Raw genomic sequence first — 19,046 nt, 5'->3', positions numbered from 1 at the left:
CCTGCTTCATATAATTTGAAGCTGGAACTACATCAACAGCTGCCTCCACTCTTACGAATTCACGTCTTTGGATGCGTACAAGCTTGTCTGGACCTGGAAAGGTTAAATAAGAACTGGAACTTTAAGATTCTTGCGCTCTAACTTCAGCAGCAAATGAATAGACAGCATCATCTCCACTGGAAAAACTCGCTTGAAACTTAGCCCCTTCCAAGAAAAAAGCTGTCTTTAAACTAGTAATTTTCACAGGGTAATCAACAACCAGCAGTGTATCTGAATAATCCACAAGCTTACACTTATATCGTTTTCGCAGGAATCTGCCTGTTCTGTAATTCTAAGGTTAAGATTATTCCTACTTTCAGCCTATATACCGCCCCTCATAAGAGACTATAGTTTTGAGTATATTATCCCGGAAAATTACACATAAAGATAGAGCCGAATATACGAAATAGAGCTGCCTTTTTTAAGAGGCAGCTCTTTTTTATGCAGGATCATACTTTTGTTCCGTCGAATTCAGGGTTTCTACTTTTTCTTCTTCTCCATTAGTGGCATTAATAAAGATTCGGTAAGTTTCTCCACCTTTTGTCGTTAAAAATTCATAGCAGAGAACAGGTTCGTTTAAATCGTTTTTAATCACAGCTAAATAATTATCCTGAATCTCTAAATTAGGGTTCAGCATTTCTCTGGCCTCTTCTTCACTGATTTTTGGTTCAGCGTTGATCGGCTCTGAGTTATTGCTGAAAAATTCGCGTGCACTTAATCCCAGCAGCTCTCCATTATCTAAAGCGACTTTTAAGTGAATAGTTCTCGGATAGTACCTCACTCCATCTTTTGAATACACATAACGGAAAACACCTACGTTATCATATTGACTGCTTTCCGCAAGCTCCATATCTTTAAGGTTTAGTTTATCAAGATACTTCTCAGCTTCTATAGAAGCTTCATTTAACCCAATTTTAGGTTCGTTCACCTGCCGGCTTACCATGAGAGTTAACGGGTATCCGCCGTTTTGGGAAATATCCATATAACCGTTTGTCTCACCTTTTTGATAAGAAGCGGTAATCGTAGGGATATCAGCGCCTTTTCCAGATTTCGTAATCGTTATTTTGGAATTCCCTGAATCTCCAAACCAGTCCTTCGCAATATTTCTCGCCTGATCTTCATTTATTTCTTTTCCTTCGATCTTCGGATTGCTCATTTGCTGTGTTTCAATTGCAAACCCATTTTCCCGGTTGGTTTCCTGAAAACCGTCCATTGATTTTTCGACAGTCTTAAATCCGTTTATGATCGTGTTATCTCCATTTTCATCGTTGGTAGCTAAAGCAAGTTCTACATCCATCCATCTTAAATTATCTTCTAGAACCACGCTCTGTACCTGTCTCAGCTCATCCCTGATCTCTCCTGATTGTTTGTAGAGACCTTCTAAACCGGCGATTTCATCATCCGTTAAAGGATCTTTCTCTAGATCCCTTACAGCCGTTTTATAAGCAAAATCACCGATATTGTGTAAAAACTCTTCTGTCTTGTTAAAAGGGAGCAATGTTAAAGGAAGCTGCCCGACATCCGAGCTCGCTTCAGATGTAAGTCTCCAAATTTCTGCAAGCTGCGGTGAAAGCTGTTTATGAGAATTCATAGCCAAAGTTGAACCGATCTTATCATGCAGCATATCCACATCGTAAGTTAACTCATGAAATGCTCTTTGATAATTATTTTCAGCCTGAATCAGGATTGCGTTCTTATCCTGATGCTCTTTATATCCAAACACTCCTAAACCTATAACTGCGATCGTCAGTAAGGTAATGGTTATCCAGCGAAACATAGCTCCACCTCCTATTTACAAAAAATATGTTTGCCGATTTGCTTAATTTGCGGACGTGACCAAATCCAGCCCGAAGTCGCCGTATTGGGATTGAAATAATAACTAGCATTTCCTGAAGGATCCCAGCCATTGATAGCATCGAGAACGGCTTGTTCTGCCGTATCATTTGGGGTAAGCCATATTTGTCCGTCAGCTACAGCCGTAAAGGCGCGCGGCTCAAAAATAACTCCAGACACAGTATTAGGGAATGTCGCGCTTTCTACACGGTTTAAAATAACGGCAGCTACAGCCACCTGGCCGATGTAAGGCTCTCCTCTGGCTTCTCCGTAAACGGCGTTAGCCATCAGCTTAATATCATTTTGCGAATAACCTCCTGGTACATTTACAGCCGTCGGTTCAGACGGTGTTCCCTGGCCGCCGCCACCGCCGCCTCCCTGATTAGCCTGCGGATTATAACCTTTTGTTGCTTTTACTAATTTGTTTTTAACTTCCGGACCGACCAGTCCATCAATTTCCATTCCAAATTCATATTGAAAATTTCTAACAGCCCAATAGGTTCCCCAACCGAAAACACCATCTACCTTGCCGTTATAAAATCCGAGAAATTTCAGTCTTCCCTGCAGTTCTATAACATCCTGGCCGACGGCTCCATGCTGAATCACTTGATTCGTGAACGCGTAAGATTTGTAGCCATCATTTAGCTGCGGAATAGGGAAAATTACAAGAGAAAACAGTAAAGCTACCATCACTATTTTTTTCCAAAACATAAGTCTACACCCCTGGTCTATTCCTGATTTATAGAGGTAGTTTTAGACAAAAGAGCAACAATATACATTTTCATAAAAAAAAGCCTCCACTTCGGAGGCTTTTTCATTTATATAATCGTTCAAAAATCTGTTCGTGGTGCCTGTTAGCCATATTAATCTTCCTCATTCCAACAATCCATAAAACAACCATAAAAGGTATGAGAACGTACAGCCAGATCGCAGTTACTACGAAATAGGCATATAGTCCATGAAGAGAGAATGGAATGACTAAGGCAAGAGCAAGCGAAGTTTTTTTATTCGCAGGCGAAAATTTAGCTTTGCCAAGATAATACCCCATTAAAATCCCGAATAAGGCATGGGAAGATACAGGGAAAAGCGCTCGTATCAATGCTACTTCAATCCCATTTGCAAAAAGATAAATAATATTCTCCACCGTAGCAAACCCTAAACTGATCGAAACACCATATATGATCCCGTCATAGTGATGGTCAAATGCTGCATGGCGGTAGGCTGCAAACATCAGAAAGAACCATTTAATAAACTCTTCTAATAAAGCGATCTGGAAGAATGACTTAACAGCTCTTCCCTGAAAGATATTTTCTATTTCAATGGCATGCTGAATGAACATAATCGGAAATACGAGCAGAGCACCGATTAAAAACATCCGGACGATAAGCGGCAGAGGTTCTAGTTCAATTCTCTTACTTAAATATATAAATGTCATTAACGCTAACGCAGGGGCAATAGCTACAGTTAATACAGCCATTTTCATCAGCTCTCTCTTTCTTTCCCGTTAAAATCATCGTATCATGAAGATTAAGTAAAAGGAATAATGAATAAAAGGATGATCCACTTGAAAAACATATTAGTTATACATACAGGCGGAACAATATCGATGAAAGAAGACAAAGAAACAGGAGAGGTTAATACCCAGGGACGGCATCCGCTCGAGGAAATTTCCACTCTTTTAAAAGGAGTAACAGAAATAGAAGATGAAATTCTTTTTTATCTCCCTTCTCCCCATATCCGGCCGGACCACATGCTTCAGCTGGGCCGGCATATTCACGAAAGGCTCTCTCAGAAAGAATATGATGGCATTGTCATCACCCATGGAACGGACACACTTGAAGAGACAGCCTATTTCCTGGATTTATTTTTACAGACGAAAAAGCCGGTCATTGTTACCGGCGCTATGAGATCGAGTAATGAGATTGGTTCAGACGGGTTATACAACTTACTGACCGCAATAAGAGTGGCGAGCTGCGATGAGGCACAGAGCAAAGGCGTTCTCGTCGTAATGAATGATGAAATCCATGCAGCTAAAAATGTGACGAAGACATCTACGAGTAACGTTGCTACTTTTCAAAGCCCGCAGTATGGGCCTATTGGGATAACGACAAAAAAAGATGTATTCTTTCATCATAAAACCACTCACTACGATTCATATCCAATTCAGCAGTTAAGTAAAAAGGTCAGCTTGATTAAAGCCTACGCGGGAATGGATGGCACAATCATTGACGCTGTCAGAAAGAGCGGTGTAAACGGAATTGTTATTGAAGCCTTAGGACAAGGAAACCTTCCGCCTGAAACGATCCCGGCTATTGAGAAAACGATTAAGCAAGGTGTGCCTATCGTCCTCGTTTCCCGCTGTTACCAGGGCATTGTACAAGATACGTATGGTTATGAAGGCGGCGGTCGTCAGCTGAGCGATTTAGGAGTGATCTTTGCCAATGGTCTAACAGGTCCTAAAGCTAGAATAAAATTGCTGGTTGTGCTTGAAATGACGAGCAACCCTATGGAACTTACACCTATGTTTAGTTATTAATCTTGCAGCTTTATGATTATTTACTGAAAAAATATGCGAATGGCGCTCGTTACTTCAATCAATAGAGTTTCTTTATAAACAAAAAGCAAGCCCTTAGGCTTGCTTTTTGTTTATCGATTCGGCGATTTTGCCACCATGAAAACGTCCATTTTCAATGAAAATTTCGTTATTATTATATCCAGCGGCAATTACTCCCGCAATATAGATTCCTTCAATGTTCGTCTCCATCGTTTCTTCATCAAAAGCCGGTCGTCCTGTCTCCTCATCCATTTCAACTCCCATGCTTGTAAGGAAGGGATGGTTGGGACGGTATCCTGTCATTGCGAAAACGAAATCATTATCAACAATCTTCTCTTTGCCGCGGCATTCATAAATCACGGAAGTTTGTGTAATTTCTTTAATACCCGCTTCAAATTCCATTTCAACGGTGCCTTTATCAACTAGTGCTTCAAACAATGGAAGAATCCATGGCTTGATGCTTCTTGAGTATTCCTTCCCACGGTAAAGTACAGTGACATAAGCACCCGCTTTTACAAGCTCAAGTGCAGCATCTGCTGCCGAATTTTTTCCGCCGATAATGACTACGTTTTTTCTGTAGTAGGGGTGAGCTTCCTTAAAGTAATGCATGACTTTATCCAGCTCTTCGCCCGGCACATTCATATAGTTAGGCTGGTCGTAATATCCGGTAGCGGCCACAACGTAAGAAGCCTCGTATTCCATTTCTTCTCCCGCTTCTTTTTCAGTGTGCACGCGAAATTTACCGGCATGTTTTTCTACTTTCTTTACCTTTTCAAAAGAATGAATCCGAAGGCTTTCTCTTTCAGCCACAGCCCTGTAATAAGCAAGGGCTTCGTTTCTAACCGGTTTTTGCAGCTCCGTAATAAAAGGAATATTTCCGATCTCTAATTTCTCGCTTGAGCTAAAAAAAGTCTGGTGAGTCGGATAATGATAAATTGAATTTACGACATTGCCTTTTTCTATAATTAAAGCGTCAATCCCTTTTCTTTTAAGCTCGATCGCCGCACTCATTCCGCACGGTCCAGCCCCAATGATGATTACCTTTTCTTCCTGCACGATTTCACTCCTCTTTGCCAAAAACCATCTATATACATTTTTCACATAAAAAAATCTCCTATCTAATGATAGGAGATTTATAATATGGAATCAACTTATATCCATCCGCGGAACCTGGAAGCTTCTGCCATCTTCCGGACCCCGACCATATAAGCGGCAAGCCTCATATCTACTCGACGCATCTCGGCCGTACGATAAACATTTTCAAATCCTTTAATAATGACTTTATGAAGCTTTTCTTCTACTTCTTCTTCCGTCCAGTAGTAACCCTGGTTATTCTGCACCCATTCGAAGTATGAAACCGTTACTCCTCCTGCTGAAGCAAGAACATCTGGAACGAGTAAAATACCTCTCTCGGATAAAATCCTCGTCGCTTCCATCGTCGTTGGTCCGTTGGCTGCTTCTACAACGATAGTCGCTTTAACATTGGCAGCATTCTCCTCAGTGATTTGGTTTTCAATCGCTGCGGGCACGAGAATATCGCAGTCTAATTCAAGAAGCTCTTTGTTGGTTATCGTATTTTTAAATAAATTCGTCACTGTTCCAAAGCTATCTCGGCGATCGAGCAGATAATCGATATCTAAGCCGTTTGGATCGTAAAGGCCGCCGTGAGCATCAGAAATACCAACGACTGTTGCCCCTTTATCGTGCATAAATTTAGCCAAAAAGCTTCCTGCGTTTCCGAAGCCTTGAACGACTACTCTGGCACCCTCTATCTGTATTCCTTTTTTCTTCGCTGCTTCTTCAATACAAATCGTAACACCTTTGGCTGTAGCGGATTCCCTTCCATGGGAGCCTCCAAGCACAAGAGGTTTACCTGTGATAAATCCCGGATTGTTAAATTCATCGATCCGGCTGTATTCATCCATCATCCATGCCATAATCTGAGAGTTTGTAAATACGTCCGGAGCCGGGATATCTTTAGTCGGGCCTACAATCTGACTGATTGCACGTACATATCCACGGCTGACGCCCTCTAATTCACGAAACGACATATTGCGAGGGTCGCAGACAATTCCGCCTTTACCACCGCCATATGGAAGATCGACAATCCCTGCTTTTAAACTCATCCAGATCGACAGGGCTTTTACTTCTTTCTCCGAAACATTGGGGTGAAAACGGACGCCCCCTTTTGTCGGTCCCACAGCATCGTTATGCTGTGCGCGATATCCTGTGAATATCTTAATGGAATCATCGTCCATCCTTACTGGAATTCTCACCGTCATCATCCGAACCGGTTCTTTCAATAAGTCATAAACTTCATTTGGATACCCTAATTTATCGAGCGCCTTCTTTACTACTTTCTGAGTAGATAGAAGCACATCTAATTGTTCGCTTTGTTGATTTGCATTGACGTCAGCTTTATCGGCTACCATCGATTTACCTCCTATATGAAACCAATAGCTTTGGGTTCTTTCAGTGAATAGTATACACGTTCCATTCTTTAAAGCAAGCAATTTTTAAGCTTAATTTCCTACTTTAAAAATAAACTCGAAAGCGATTACATTGTCTGTTTTTTCTCCTGAGTGGAAAGAGAAACAAAACGGTCGATTAAGTCATCATAGCTCCAGCCGATTACCTTGGCTGAATCTGGAAACAGACTCGTCGGTGTCATGCCTGGCAGGGTGTTTACTTCTAATATGATAGGTCTATTATTCCCATCTATTATAAAGTCTACCCGTGAATATGTTTTACAGCCTAATAATTGATGGGCTTTTACCGCATCCTCCTGGAGCTGCTTCGTCAATTCATCAGAGATTTTTGCAGGAACGATATGTTCGCTGCCGCCTGGCTTATATTTAGAGTCATAGTCATAGTACTCACTCTTAGGAATGATTTCTATAACAGGAAGAGCTTCTTCCTCGCCCTGCTTTCCGATCACAGGCACCGTGACTTCTCTTCCTTTCACAAAATCTTCGACTAAGATTACAGAATCTGAAGCAGCTGCAAATTTAACCGCCTCATCGATTTGCCCGCTGTCTTTTACGATCGTTAATCCAAGTGTGGAACCCTCCTGGTTTGGCTTCACTACAAAAGGAGCCGTAAACTCAGCTTTTATTCTTTGAATAACTTCATCTATGTTTGTAAACTGCTGTATTGGATAAGCCTGGCTGTCGGCTGTATGAATGCCTTCTTTGGAAAAGATCTGTTTGGATTTTGCTTTATCCATCGCCAGTGCTGAAGCGAGAACTCCAGATCCGACATATGGAATCTCAAGCATATCGAGAAGGCCTTGTATTTTTCCATCTTCGCCGTAACGGCCGTGAAGAGCGATAAATACTAAATCTACGTTTAATTGGAGAAGCTCATTTAAATGAGAAGGATTAAAGTCGATGCTGACCACTTCATGTCCTCTGTTTTCTAACGCCTGTATAACTCCTTTTCCAGTTGAAAGGGATACCTCGCGTTCTCCTGAAACTCCCCCATACAATACTGCAATTTTCATGAATGCACACTCTCCGTTTCTTCAGTCTTTATCATTTACATAACCATCATCATTTTAACACGTTCCCTATTCACCTTCTATTTAAAAAACAAAAAGAACGAAGCTGCTTTAGCATCCGTTCTCGATCCACCCATTTAATAGAAGTATTTACAAATCGTTTCCATTGCATTATCCTTCATAATCGGCTTCCCATATTCTAATAAACGATGAGAAGTCATCGCTGTAGCCGAAGAGAACTCCGATAATAGAGCGATTACTTGTTCAATATCTAAATGGAAGATATCTACATCATCTAACAGCATGTAATAATGATCATTATAGTAGAATACGTCACCTTTAATGACACCTAACTCATAGAGGTGGATTCCAGCCTGAATAATATCTTCAAAATCGTCAAAAGCGAAAATCATTTCTTTACTTTCATCTAAGGTTACTTTCATCTCAATATAATCATCATCTTCATCTATATCTTCTTTAGATTTTGTAACAACTACCAGCATTCCCTGCGCCTGTAATAGATAAACTTGGACAAGCAGCATACCGCTTAACTCCACTCCAAGTTCTACCCCGGCGTCATACATCATATCACTAAAAACTCGATGAACTCTCGGAAGGTCATTCCAAAGTTCCTCTTTAGTTAAACCTCTGTCTAATAAATCATCAAACGTAAGAAAAATTTTAAATTTTTCATTAGACATTCTTTCAACTCGCATGTATACGCCCCCCTTTTACGGATATCTGGTTATCTCTATCTTATGATGACTGCTCTCATTATGGCACTTTTTTTGGAATTATATCCATAAAAATGGACTGGGGGCTATTCTCATTTAACTTCCATGATTTCCTTTGTTCAACCAGTCTTCCCACTCTTCGCGTGTTTTTCCGACCATATAGGAAGACAGTCGTTTTTCTTCTATTTCTGTCAATTGATCATAGGCATAGCCGCCAAGCCCTATTTGTACACTTGGGAACTGCTTATCCAGTTTTTCAACTAAGCGGAGCGTAGCAGGCAGATTATTCTTCATCGTACAGGACAGAAAAAGGTACTTAGGATTTATTTCATCAAGTACGACATCCACATCTCCGCTCGCCACACTTTGTCCTAAATAGATAACTTCATAGCCTTTCCTTTTTAAGAACAGGGCAAATATAAGCAGACCAAGTTCATGCCGTTCATTTGGGCCGCAGACTAAAAGGGCTTTAGGCTGCATACCTTCAAGCGGAATGGATACAAGCATCATCCCAATTCTCGAACGGAGAAAATTACTTGCAAAATGCTCGTGCGCGCTCGTAATTTGATTCTTTTCCCATAAGTCTCCTACTTTTAGAAGAATTGGGCCAATCATATTGATCGCTACTGTCTCAGGAATAAATAAGCTGAAGGCTTCATCCAATTTCAGCTGGGCTCCCCGTTCATCAAAACAGAGCAAATGCTCCATTAATTCATTTCCTAGTACATCCAGCCGGTTGTGCTTATCATGCTGCTGGGAAGAAACAGGTTCTTCGTTATTTTCTATAAGGGCGACTGCTTGTGAAATTGTAAACCCTTTATTCACTTTGTCAATCAACCATCTTAAGGTATGAATATGTTCATCTGTATATAATCGGTGTCCTGCTTCATTACGAATCGGACGGATCATCTGATAGCGTCTTTCCCATGCCCTCAGCGTCCCCGGCTGGATATCCAGCATCTGCGAGACGGCTTTGATGTTATATTTTGCTTTATGATTAGGCATAACCCTTCCTCCACTGCAGCATTTTATTTAATTATAAAACTCCAAGATTTAATGTGTAAAGTTTATATACGTTTAAACGTGCCGTTTTGAAAGCTTACACTTCCATTATAATTTATCCCTCTTCTAAACCATTTCCCTATCCGCCGCTTCATTTTTATATGTATTCGAACACTTCCTTTGTTTTTTGTTCACGGAATAGAACAAGCCCAGAAAACATAATTTGGTGATATGACAGCAGAAAGGTGATGATTATGTACACACCCATTAAATGGTATAAGCCTTTTATAAGCACGAATGATCCGTGCCCTCCGATGCGGTGGAAATATTATCAGACCCCGCCTAATTTATATTTAGGATTCCAGCCGCCGGGACTTCCTCAATTCCCTGTTCAAGAGGCGCTTTTTAGGGGGACGTTATGGCCTGTTTTATTTGATCCATATCCATCTCCGGCTCCGAAAAGAGGTGAGGAAGGTTGAATCCAAGTAAAGAACAGCAGGAATTAATGCTTCAGATTCAGCAGGTCGATTTCGCATTGGTGGAATTAACTCTATACTTAGATACCCACCCTAACGATGCCCAGTCGATTCAGCAGTTTAATGAACTGGCTTCCCAAAGCAAGAAATTAAAGCATCAGTATGAACTGTCTTTCGGACCGCTCCTTCAGTTTGGAGGCAGTTATTCTTCGTACCCGTGGAATTGGAACAAAGCTCCATGGCCATGGCAAATGTAATAATAAAGGAGGCAGACTATGTGGTTATATGAAAAGAAGCTGCAGTATCCGGTTAAAGTCAGTGAGTGCAACCCCCGGCTCGCCCGATTTTTAATTGAACAATACGGAGGGGCCGACGGAGAATTATCCGCAGCTCTGCGCTATTTAAACCAGCGTTATTCGATACCTGATCAGGTTATCGGGCTACTTACAGATATCGGAACTGAGGAGTTCGCTCATTTAGAAATGATTGCCACAATGGTCTATAAATTAACGAAAGATGCAACTCCTGAACAGTTGAAAGAAGCTGGTCTCGGCGCTCATTATGCGAATCATGATAAAGCGTTATTTTATCACGACGCGGCCGGAAACCCTTGGACAGCTACTTACATCCAGGCAAAAGGTGACCCAATTGCTGATTTATATGAAGACATAGCCGCTGAGGAAAAAGCTCGAGCTACTTACCAGTGGATCATTAACATGTCAGATGATCCATTTTTAAATGACAGCCTGAAGTTTTTAAGAGAACGAGAAATCGTCCATTCTCAGCGTTTCAAAGAAGCCGTAGAAATCTTAAAACATGAACGGGATAAGAAAAGAATCTTTTAAACTAAAAGCTTCCCTTGGCCGTGGGGAGCTTTTCTTATTTTATGGTAATTTCTTCGTGATAAGGGCTCGGCTTTTCGATTTGCTCTCTTTGTTTATCCATCCACCCTATCCAGTAAGGCTGGCTTATGACGATGAGGATAATCATAAATAAAAGAACAAGCAGAAAACGAAACCACAAGAGACTGAACCTTTGAATGCTTCTTTTCTTTCTCTCTCGATAAACTTCGCTTCGGGAAGGTAATTGAAAAATATCCTCCCCCTTATGAGACGGAAGATGTTCTTTGGCGGGTTGACTTCTATCTTTCAATGGAAGATTCCTTCTTTCTTGAATAGATCAATACAGCTAATCCAAAATCTATTAGAAAATGAATGGTAATGGTTACCACGAGGTTTTCAGTGACCATAAATATATATCCGATAAAAAAACTAACCAGCAGCACAGATATCAGCAGGACAACCTTTTTTAAATAGCGGAAATGGACGAGCGCAAATAAGATGCTGGCTGTCCAGAAACCAAACTCGCTTTGGATTACTCCTCTAAACAAAACTTCTTCACAAACGGCCACCCAAAGAGTAAGAAGAAAAGTAGCAGAATAGGACTGGCCTTGAAAAACTTTTTGATTTATTCCGCCGTCATCATAAAAACGTTCAGGCAGAAGAGCGATGAGCAGTAAGTCAACCGCAATGATGATGAGGCCGGGAAGGATGCCATATAGCATCCATTCATTCCATTTCACATGAGTAAATAAGACCAGCCAGTCACGGGTGAACGAATCAAACCAGAACCAGCTTAACAGCAGAGCAATACACAGCAATACGGTTTGTGTGACTGCTAAGTGCCCTGTTATCTCTTTTTTTGTCATCTGCTGGATCATTTCTTCCTGCCGGCTAGCCATTTAAAGGCTCCTGCAGAAAAATAGCCTTAAGCCGAGCAGGCCATTGCTCTTCCTGAAGGGCCGGTTCACGGGAAGACGCAGCTGAAAGATCCTCTATAGAGGCGCCGCAGTAATCACAGCATGGAACTTCCGGGGAATTATAACCTTCCTGAAAAGGGGCGTACAATTTTTCCCGGCGGCACCCGTCGTAATGAATCCAATCGAGCATCTCTTTAAACTTGCGGTTTTTATAATACCAGCGCTCTTTCAGCTGCTCAATAATCATAACTTTTGCTTCTGACTGATCATTGTTACTGATACGATGCTGCTCGAGCTGGTATTTCAAAAAATTCCACTGGGACTCCGACAGTTCGAGTTTCTCTACTAAAGTGTTTTCTTTCAGCTCATTTTCACTCTGTAAATACCGAAACAGATTATTAACGTCTGCTTCTTCCGGCAATTCACTTTGGATCAGCCTAAGCGGCAGATGATGATCAGTCGGGGTGTATAAAACAAGGCTGGCACAATGGAGACCATCTCTTCCGGCCCGGCCTATTTCCTGAATATAGGATTCGAGCTGTGTTGGGAAATGATAGTGAATCACCCTGCGAATATTTGGTTTATCTACACCCATTCCAAAAGCATTTGTGCAGCATACGACATCAAGCTGATCATTCATGAACTGCTGCTGTACAAGCAGCCTGTCCATCGGCTCCATTCCTCCATGGTAAAAGGCGATGCGCTGGTCAAGTCTTTGCTTTAGTTGTTCTGTGACCCCCTCTGCCGTCTGCCGGCTTGAGAAATAAATCATTGTAGGAGAAGTCTGCGCCCTTAATACACGCATAATCCGTTCTAATTTTTCTTCGGGGTCCTCACACTTTTCCACACACAGGCTTATGTTCGGCTTGTCCATTTTGTAAATATGCTCTTTCATAAGAGGAAGCCCCAGCTGATGTTTAATATCTTTTTGCACTTCCGGTGTTGCTGTGGCGCTTAATGCTAAGACAGGAGGATGCCCAAGGTTTTCGGCTGCTTCTCCAATTTTTAAATAATCGGTTCTGAACTCGTGTCCCCACTGGGAGATACAGTGCGCTTCATCAATGACCAGAAGATCAACTTTCAACTGTTTCAATCTCTTTTCCATCCATGGGTTCTGGAGCATCTCAGGTGATAAATAAATCAATGAATAACGATGTAAGTGCTGAAGGGATAAACTGCGCTGCTTAATATCCATTAAACTATTAATAGCGACAGCGTCCTTAAAGCCCTTTGCTTTTAACTGTTTGACTTGATCGACCATTAATGAAATCAGCGGAGAAATAACGATCGTCGTTCCGCTTAAGCATTTTGCAGGTAATTGAAAACAAAGCGACTTGCCGACCCCGGTAGGAAGAATGCCTAACACGTCCCTGCCTGCTAACACATCTTTGATGATCTCGCGCTGCCCTTGACGGAATGAAGAAAAGCCAAAATGTTGATACAGCTTTTTTTCAAGTGACTCACACATGGGACTCATTCCTCTCTTTCTTGTGCTGGCTCTTAGCTACAACGAGTCTTAATTGAAAGTAAGTATAAGAGCCTTCAAGCTCTTCAAACAGCTGCTTCAGTTTGTTGGAACCTAATTTTACCATCACCGATAGAATTTCTTCCTGGGCAGAAGGTTTAACAAATGAGTCGATGGAAAAATCTTCAATAGTCAAAGCTGCTTCTACGAGATGATCTTGAATCGTGCTTTCTTTTAACCGGCGTAAGCGCGCGACTTCCTCTAGGGAATAGCCTTTTTCAAGCCATTGATATGTAACTTGAGCCGATTGAGTAATCAGCCGGCTGTCTTCCAGTCCCTTACGGCAGAGATGAAGTACAGGATACGTTTCCATTTCCTGTTTCGACAAGTGAAATAAGTAGAAAAACACGTGCTTGATATATATATCTACGTCTTGTTCTCGAATATGGTACTGATCCGCAAGCTGTGCTCTCGTTTTCCCTATTCTTCTTCCACCGCTTAATCTTCCGGTAAACAGCTCTGCTTCGAGACTTTCGGTCTTTGATAGAAGATCGGATAATTCTTTAAAAAGCTGATCAAGCATACGGCCTGAATTTTTAAGCTGATAAATGTTTTTAACCCATTGCTGGACTGAAACGTCTTCAATAATCGGGATAAAAGAAAAATCGTTTAGTTTACTCTGTGACAGTGTCTGAATAAGTAGACGGATCCTCTGTTCAAACGTAATTATGTGCCGGTGATGACTCAGACCCGAAAAGTACTGGTTCTGGCCTGAAGCAGACATTTTTAATACTCGTTCTCCTTCTGGTAATAGCTCGGCATAGTCACTCAAGGCAATCCAGCGCTGCTGCTCCATATCTTCCATTACCTTCTGAAATGTCGCTCTTTTCAAGTCAGGATAGATGCCGAAATAACGTTCTAATCTATACACTTTAGCATCCTGAAGACTCTGGGCCGATCGTTTGCCCTGGATGAGGTGATAGATGCCCGAGACGGTTCTTTCTTTATTTATGGATTCGATACAATCGAGAAGAATGTATGTAAACAAAATCAGCCCTCTTTTCTAACATCTAGCATACGTATTGAAAACTTTCGTCTCTCACTTTACAATAAATATGTTAGAGGTTCATTTATTTTGAATCACCACGAGCTTCAAACATAATAAGGGAGGTTTTACTTCTTGCCTAAATACACCATGGTTGATAAGGATACATGTATTGCCTGTGGAGCCTGCGGCGCAGCAGCCCCTGATATATATGATTACGATGATGAAGGTTTAGCTCATGTCGTATTGGATGAGAATAAGGGGATCGAAACAGTCCCTGAATTTCTGGAGGAAGATATGGAAGACGCTCTGGAGGGCTGCCCTACAGACTCTATTAAGATTGCAGAGGAGCCTTTTGACGGAGATCCTTTAAAATTTGAATAGAAGGACAAACCCTCTGTCTCTGGAGGGTTTGTTTTTTTGCAGATGTGATGTTAATTCCGGCTCATCCTGTGATTTATTAACGCGATTCATTAAAAGTAATATTTTTTACAGTTTCATAGGGAGAACCTTGAAGCGCTGAACGCAGAGTGCTGCAGTGATCAAATAAACTGCACACCGCGACCGTCGATGTCCAGCTCAAAAGGCTCCTTTCCTTTTCGACCTGGATAAGAGTTTTTTTGGAAATTCCTATAAGATCCGCCATTTGCCCTTGAGTATAATGGGACTCAACTCGGATAAGCTTTAACTTTTCGGAAACCACCTTATTCAAATCCTTACGATCCATAAGAACCTTCTCCTTTTTCCTCTCTCCTTATTTTATCAGAACCTCCTAATGTTTACTATCTCACCCCATAGAAAAACAGCTGCCTAAAGACAGCTGTTTCAAGTCAGTGCGTGACGTTTTTGGTATTTTGCAAACAGTGCTCCTAAAACAGGAGAAAGTAAACCGATAAAGACAGCATTAGCTACTGCGTGGTTGACGTCCATCGGCAGGCCTGCCAGATAATAGACCCAAAATGGCTGACCGACGGTATACATCGTCACAGATATAATCAATCCATAGAAGAGGCCGCTGAAAAACCCGTATACCGCCAGCCCCCAAACAGGAAGTGAAGGGATATATTTCCCTATCATGCCTGCCATCAATCCGATTACACTCCAGGAAATGATCTGCCATACGCTCCACATTCCCATCCCTAAAATCGTATTTGATAAAAAAGTGACAAGCACAGCCAGGAAGACGGCCGAAAGCGGACCGAGCCAGAACCCGGCGATAATAATAATCGCCGTAACCGGCTGGATGTTCGGCAGGTGGGCCATCGCAATTCTCCCCGCTATAGCAAGTGCCGCAAGCATCGATAACAGCGTAATTCTATAAGTATTCATAATTGATTATTCCCACGCTTGAAAATCAAAGTTAATTTCGTCTCCGTCTTCTACTTCATATTCATTTGCTCCGACCGTAGCATCTTCTCCGTTAATCGTATAGAGCCAGGCCTTTTGCTCCCCCTCTTTCGCCTGAATCCCGTCAATACTATTGATAAACCCTCCTTCTTCTTTAATTTCATAATTATTCTCCATAATTTCCATTAACGTTGTGCCTTCCTCGACCATGTACTCTTCCTCAGAAATTGTTTCTTCCCCTTTATCCTTTGACAGTTCAATTTCTATACCGATCTCTTCTTCATTGCTCTCAGCCTGTTGTTCTGCTTGATCGTTTTCTCCACAACCTGCTAATACACCTGCTGATAATAATAAAACAAACAGCCATCTTGAAACAAAGTTCATGTAAATCCCTCCCAATTTTTAAACGTAGAGAAATAAAAGCATTTTATGTACCAAAAAAGCCTGCTCCCAAGGAGCAGGCTTAAGACAACATTACTAAAAAATAATCATTAGAAAATTTTCAGCCGGCTGCCCAAATGCTCAATCCCCGAAGCTTTGAAACGATAGATGCGGCAGGTCTACTGACTTGTGCGTCACTCTACTCAGGACCTTCCCATAGCATTTAAACAGCTACAGTGGTTTATCCTTTTCGTATACACTAACAGTTGCGAGGACAGTTCTGGATTTCCACCAGATTCCCTTTTATACCTGAAGCGGTACCAGCACCTAACTATTCAGTTCATTATTAGATTACATGAACCCTCTCTATTTATCAATTTATTTTTCTAATCTTCTTTATGGATGGGCAGAAAGACTTCAAAGGATGTCCCTTCACCTGTTTTACTTTGAACCGTAATTCTCCCGTTATGAGCGTCAACAATATTTTTTGCGATCGCTAACCCTAACCCTGTTCCTTTCTTCTCCTTGTTCCTCTTCCGGGATTTGTCGGCTTTATAGAACCGTTCAAAAATAAAAGGCAGGTCCTCTTCAGGAATACCCTGTCCAGAGTCAGAAACACGGATAAGCCATTCTTTCTGCTGCTCATCAAGGTGTACCTCTACGTTTACAGTGCCTTCAGGCTCCGTATGGCGAATCGCATTATCGATCAGGTTGGTTAACACCTGTTCCATCCGGTCCGCATCCATATTTAGCGGTGGAAGTTCCTTATTTCCGGACATTTGTAAATCAACACCTTTTTCCTGGCCAATCCCTTTAAACTTACGGACGATTTTTTGAATAAACATGCTGATGTCTACTTTTTCTAAATTCAGGTTCATATGTCCTGCTTCCATTCTCGCTAAATCAAGAAGCTCGTTAACGAGCCGTCCAATTCTAAGAGATTCATCGTGGATGATTTTTGCCAACTCATTTTTATCTTCCTTAGACTCAGCAATATCATCAACAATGGCCTCACTGTAACCTTGAAGCATTGAAATCGGTGTTCTCAATTCATGGGATACATTGGCGATAAAATCTTCACGCAGTTTATCAAGCCGTCTCTCATCTGTCATATCCCGCAGAACCGCTACCGCTCCACGGACTTTTATGCGATCATAGAGCGGTGTCATAATAATGACCCATGTCCGGCCTTGAGCTGTCACTTCGGTCATTTGCTCCTGCTCGCTTTTAATAACTTCATTAAATATTTCCCTCAGCGGATCTGGAAGCTCCCGCTTCCCTTCCTCTTTGACAGGAAGGGGTACATTATTTTCATAGTCCCAGGAGTACAAATACTGGTCGGCCGGAGGGTTGGAAACTAAAACCTGTCCTTGGCGATTCATCGTTAATACGCCGTCCGCCATTGATCGCAATATTCCTGAGAGCTGTTCTTTTTCATGATTCAGTTCATTAATATGATATTTCAGCTGACGTCCCATTCGGTTAAAGGCCATCGCCAGTTCCCCGATCTCATCATGAGTTAAGATAGGAATTTTTGTATGAAATTCACCTTTTGCAAGTTCCATGGCCCCTTCTCTCATTTTGATTAAAGGGGAGGTTATCCGGGTGGATAAAAAGAAGGCAAATATCGTCGTAAGAATTATTGCGATCCCTGCTCCCAGAAATATAATCTTTGTTGTCTGGTCTGAAGTTTCATCTATAGTTCCCAGCGACTCATAAACGAACACCGCTCCGCCTTGATTTTCAAGAGGCGTTCCGACGACCATCAGCCCCATTCCAGATCCGTCATCGCCTGAAACCTTCATGACATCTTCACGTTCGTCGATGACGCGGGCTAATTCACTGTCATTCATAAACCAGTCGAAATCTTTGTTGGGAAGGTTCTCCCCTTTTGAGACGGAAGTCAGGCTTTCGCCATTTTCATCTGTAATCACAACCTGGTTGGATGGATCTTTTATTAAATCTGTCATTGAAAGGATGAGCTCGTCTTCTTCATACTGAGAGACCACCTCAGAAATTTTGGCGGCCGTCTGCAGCAGATCTCTCTCTGCTTCTAACACGTGGTAGTTCTCGAAGAATTCTAACAGAAGCACCGTTAAAATAAACAGGACAAAACAGACTAAAAACAAAATGGTGAACCATAATTTTCCTACAACACTTCTCCAGAACATCAGTCTCCACTAACCTCAAACTTATATCCGACACCCCACACCGTCACAATCATCCCTGCCGCTTTAGAAGATACTTTACTCAGTTTCTCTCTAAGCCTTTTGACGTGGGTATCTACTGTGCGCAGGTCGCCAAAGAACTCGTACTGCCACACTTCTTTTAACAGCTGCTCACGGTCAAATACTTTATCAGGAGATTGAGCCATATAGTTTAAGAGTTCATACTCTTTTGGAGTAAGAGCGACTTCTTCTCCGTCTGCTGTTACTCGGTGTGCATCATTATCAATTGTCATATGCGGGAACATAAGCACATTTCGTGCGGAAGTGTCCGTCTCAAGAAACTTGGTGGAAGAGGCTCTTCGCAAAAGCGCTTTCACGCGAAGAACGACTTCTCGCGGGCTGAAAGGCTTCACGATATAATCGTCAGTTCCTACTTCAAACCCTTGGACACGGTTTGCTTCTTCCCCTTTGGCCGTAAGCATGATAACTGGAGTGGCTTTTTTTACCCGCAGTTCTTTACACACTTCTATGCCGTCTTTTCCAGGCATCATTAAATCAAGAAGAATCACGTCATAGTCTTCCTGCAGCGCTTTATTTAATGCCTCATTTCCATCCTCTGCTTCTTCGATAATATAATTCTCCCGCTCTAAATACATTCTTATTAAACGACGGATACGTTCTTCGTCATCAACCACTAGAATTTTTGCTTCCTGATTCTCGTTCATGAAATAACCCCCTCTTTTC

General features: G+C 41.8%; 23 protein-coding genes and 1 riboswitch. Of the genes, 5 read left to right on the top strand and 18 right to left on the bottom strand.

Annotated features, from left to right (window positions below):
* Positions 1-121: 121 nt before the first annotated feature.
* From HUS26_RS05970 to prsW, 4 genes are all read right to left on the bottom strand, one after another.
* Positions 122-310 carry a flagellar brake protein gene (locus HUS26_RS05970; RefSeq protein ID WP_256371075.1) on the bottom strand — a complete coding sequence of 63 codons (189 nt, stop codon included), beginning with the start codon at positions 308-310 and terminating at the stop codon, positions 122-124.
* Between the two features lie 168 nt (positions 311-478).
* Positions 479-1,816: a germination protein YpeB gene (gene ypeB, locus HUS26_RS05965; protein ID WP_173916282.1), complete on the bottom strand. Its 1,338-nt coding sequence runs from the start codon at positions 1,814-1,816 to the stop codon at positions 479-481.
* An 11-nt stretch (positions 1,817-1,827) separates the two neighbouring features.
* The gene (gene sleB, locus HUS26_RS05960; protein ID WP_173916281.1) at positions 1,828-2,583 is read right to left on the bottom strand and encodes a spore cortex-lytic enzyme; all 756 of its coding nucleotides are present in this window, start codon (positions 2,581-2,583) and stop codon (positions 1,828-1,830) included.
* A 103-nt stretch (positions 2,584-2,686) separates the two neighbouring features.
* Positions 2,687-3,349: a glutamic-type intramembrane protease PrsW gene (prsW, locus tag HUS26_RS05955; protein ID WP_173918757.1), complete on the bottom strand. Its 663-nt coding sequence runs from the start codon at positions 3,347-3,349 to the stop codon at positions 2,687-2,689.
* An 87-nt stretch (positions 3,350-3,436) separates the two neighbouring features.
* On the opposite strand from prsW, the gene HUS26_RS05950 reads away from it, so the two are divergent.
* Positions 3,437-4,408, top strand: a complete 972-nt coding sequence (locus HUS26_RS05950) for an asparaginase (protein ID WP_173916280.1) — start codon at positions 3,437-3,439, stop codon at positions 4,406-4,408.
* 93 nt (positions 4,409-4,501) lie between these two features.
* Here the strand turns inward: HUS26_RS05950 and HUS26_RS05945 are convergent, their stop codons facing one another.
* The 5 genes from HUS26_RS05945 to HUS26_RS05925 form a co-directional block, all read right to left on the bottom strand.
* Positions 4,502-5,482 (bottom strand): YpdA family putative bacillithiol disulfide reductase, encoded by a 981-nt coding sequence (locus HUS26_RS05945; RefSeq protein WP_173918756.1) that lies wholly within the window; start codon positions 5,480-5,482, stop codon positions 4,502-4,504.
* Between the two features lie 95 nt (positions 5,483-5,577).
* Entirely contained in the window at positions 5,578-6,858 is a 1,281-nt protein-coding gene (locus tag HUS26_RS05940; protein ID WP_173916279.1) for a Glu/Leu/Phe/Val dehydrogenase, read from the bottom strand.
* A 125-nt stretch (positions 6,859-6,983) separates the two neighbouring features.
* A complete protein-coding gene (locus HUS26_RS05935) occupies positions 6,984-7,928 on the bottom strand; it encodes a D-alanine--D-alanine ligase (RefSeq protein ID WP_173916278.1) in 945 nt (314 codons plus the stop codon).
* Positions 7,929-8,062: 134 nt separating this feature from the next.
* Positions 8,063-8,641 (bottom strand): genetic competence negative regulator, encoded by a 579-nt coding sequence (locus tag HUS26_RS05930; protein WP_173916277.1) that lies wholly within the window; start codon positions 8,639-8,641, stop codon positions 8,063-8,065.
* Between the two features lie 114 nt (positions 8,642-8,755).
* Entirely contained in the window at positions 8,756-9,664 is a 909-nt protein-coding gene (locus tag HUS26_RS05925; RefSeq protein ID WP_173916276.1) for a MerR family transcriptional regulator, read from the bottom strand.
* A gap of 251 nt (positions 9,665-9,915) precedes the next feature.
* Here HUS26_RS05925 and HUS26_RS05920 point away from each other — a divergent pair, with 251 nt between their 5' ends.
* Genes HUS26_RS05920 through HUS26_RS05910 form a run of 3 tightly spaced genes read left to right on the top strand, consistent with a single transcriptional unit; the run spans position 9,916 to position 10,982 of the window.
* Positions 9,916-10,140, top strand: a complete 225-nt coding sequence (locus HUS26_RS05920) for a spore coat associated protein CotJA (RefSeq protein ID WP_173916275.1) — start codon at positions 9,916-9,918, stop codon at positions 10,138-10,140.
* Between the two features lie 26 nt (positions 10,141-10,166).
* Complete coding sequence (locus HUS26_RS05915; protein WP_173918755.1) at positions 10,167-10,394, top strand: spore coat protein CotJB; 228 nt, start codon at positions 10,167-10,169, stop codon at positions 10,392-10,394.
* Positions 10,395-10,412: 18 nt separating this feature from the next.
* Positions 10,413-10,982: a manganese catalase family protein gene (locus HUS26_RS05910; protein WP_173916274.1), complete on the top strand. Its 570-nt coding sequence runs from the start codon at positions 10,413-10,415 to the stop codon at positions 10,980-10,982.
* Positions 10,983-11,016: 34 nt separating this feature from the next.
* Here the strand turns inward: HUS26_RS05910 and HUS26_RS05905 are convergent, their stop codons facing one another.
* Genes HUS26_RS05905 through HUS26_RS05890 form a run of 4 tightly spaced genes read right to left on the bottom strand, consistent with a single transcriptional unit; the run spans position 11,017 to position 14,409 of the window.
* A complete protein-coding gene (locus tag HUS26_RS05905) occupies positions 11,017-11,289 on the bottom strand; it encodes a hypothetical protein (RefSeq protein WP_173916273.1) in 273 nt (90 codons plus the stop codon).
* Positions 11,279-11,878, bottom strand: a complete 600-nt coding sequence (locus HUS26_RS05900; RefSeq protein WP_173916272.1) for a type II CAAX endopeptidase family protein — start codon at positions 11,876-11,878, stop codon at positions 11,279-11,281. The genes HUS26_RS05905 and HUS26_RS05900 overlap by 11 nt, the downstream gene beginning before the upstream one ends.
* The gene (locus HUS26_RS05895) at positions 11,871-13,364 is read right to left on the bottom strand and encodes an ATP-dependent DNA helicase RecQ (RefSeq protein ID WP_173916271.1); all 1,494 of its coding nucleotides are present in this window, start codon (positions 13,362-13,364) and stop codon (positions 11,871-11,873) included. Before HUS26_RS05895 ends, HUS26_RS05900 begins: the two co-directional genes overlap by 8 nt.
* Positions 13,357-14,409 (bottom strand): helix-turn-helix domain-containing protein, encoded by a 1,053-nt coding sequence (locus HUS26_RS05890; RefSeq protein WP_173916270.1) that lies wholly within the window; start codon positions 14,407-14,409, stop codon positions 13,357-13,359. The genes HUS26_RS05895 and HUS26_RS05890 overlap by 8 nt, the downstream gene beginning before the upstream one ends.
* Before the next feature lie 132 nt (positions 14,410-14,541).
* Between HUS26_RS05890 and HUS26_RS05885 the strand changes: the two genes are divergently transcribed.
* Positions 14,542-14,790: a ferredoxin gene (locus HUS26_RS05885; RefSeq protein ID WP_173916269.1), complete on the top strand. Its 249-nt coding sequence runs from the start codon at positions 14,542-14,544 to the stop codon at positions 14,788-14,790.
* Between the two features lie 76 nt (positions 14,791-14,866).
* Here HUS26_RS05885 and HUS26_RS05880 read toward each other — a convergent pair whose 3' ends face one another.
* From HUS26_RS05880 to HUS26_RS05860, 5 genes are all read right to left on the bottom strand, one after another.
* Positions 14,867-15,133: a helix-turn-helix transcriptional regulator gene (locus HUS26_RS05880; protein WP_173916268.1), complete on the bottom strand. Its 267-nt coding sequence runs from the start codon at positions 15,131-15,133 to the stop codon at positions 14,867-14,869.
* A 98-nt stretch (positions 15,134-15,231) separates the two neighbouring features.
* Positions 15,232-15,735: an ECF transporter S component gene (locus HUS26_RS05875; protein WP_173916267.1), complete on the bottom strand. Its 504-nt coding sequence runs from the start codon at positions 15,733-15,735 to the stop codon at positions 15,232-15,234.
* 6 nt (positions 15,736-15,741) lie between these two features.
* Positions 15,742-16,137 carry a DUF4430 domain-containing protein gene (locus HUS26_RS05870; protein WP_173916266.1) on the bottom strand — a complete coding sequence of 132 codons (396 nt, stop codon included), beginning with the start codon at positions 16,135-16,137 and terminating at the stop codon, positions 15,742-15,744.
* Between the two features lie 151 nt (positions 16,138-16,288).
* Positions 16,289-16,474, bottom strand: a riboswitch (cobalamin riboswitch).
* Positions 16,475-16,520: 46 nt separating this feature from the next.
* Complete coding sequence (locus HUS26_RS05865) at positions 16,521-18,305, bottom strand: ATP-binding protein (RefSeq protein ID WP_173916265.1); 1,785 nt, start codon at positions 18,303-18,305, stop codon at positions 16,521-16,523.
* Positions 18,305-19,027: a response regulator transcription factor gene (locus HUS26_RS05860; RefSeq protein WP_173916264.1), complete on the bottom strand. Its 723-nt coding sequence runs from the start codon at positions 19,025-19,027 to the stop codon at positions 18,305-18,307. The genes HUS26_RS05865 and HUS26_RS05860 overlap by 1 nt, the downstream gene beginning before the upstream one ends.
* Between the last annotated feature and the right edge of the window lie 19 nt (positions 19,028-19,046).

This window comes from Halobacillus sp. Marseille-Q1614 (assembly GCF_902809865.1).
GTDB lineage: Bacteria > Bacillota > Bacilli > Bacillales > Halobacillaceae > Halobacillus_A.
Note: the sequence above shows the minus strand (reverse complement) of the source record. Positions and strands in the feature narration are given on the sequence as shown.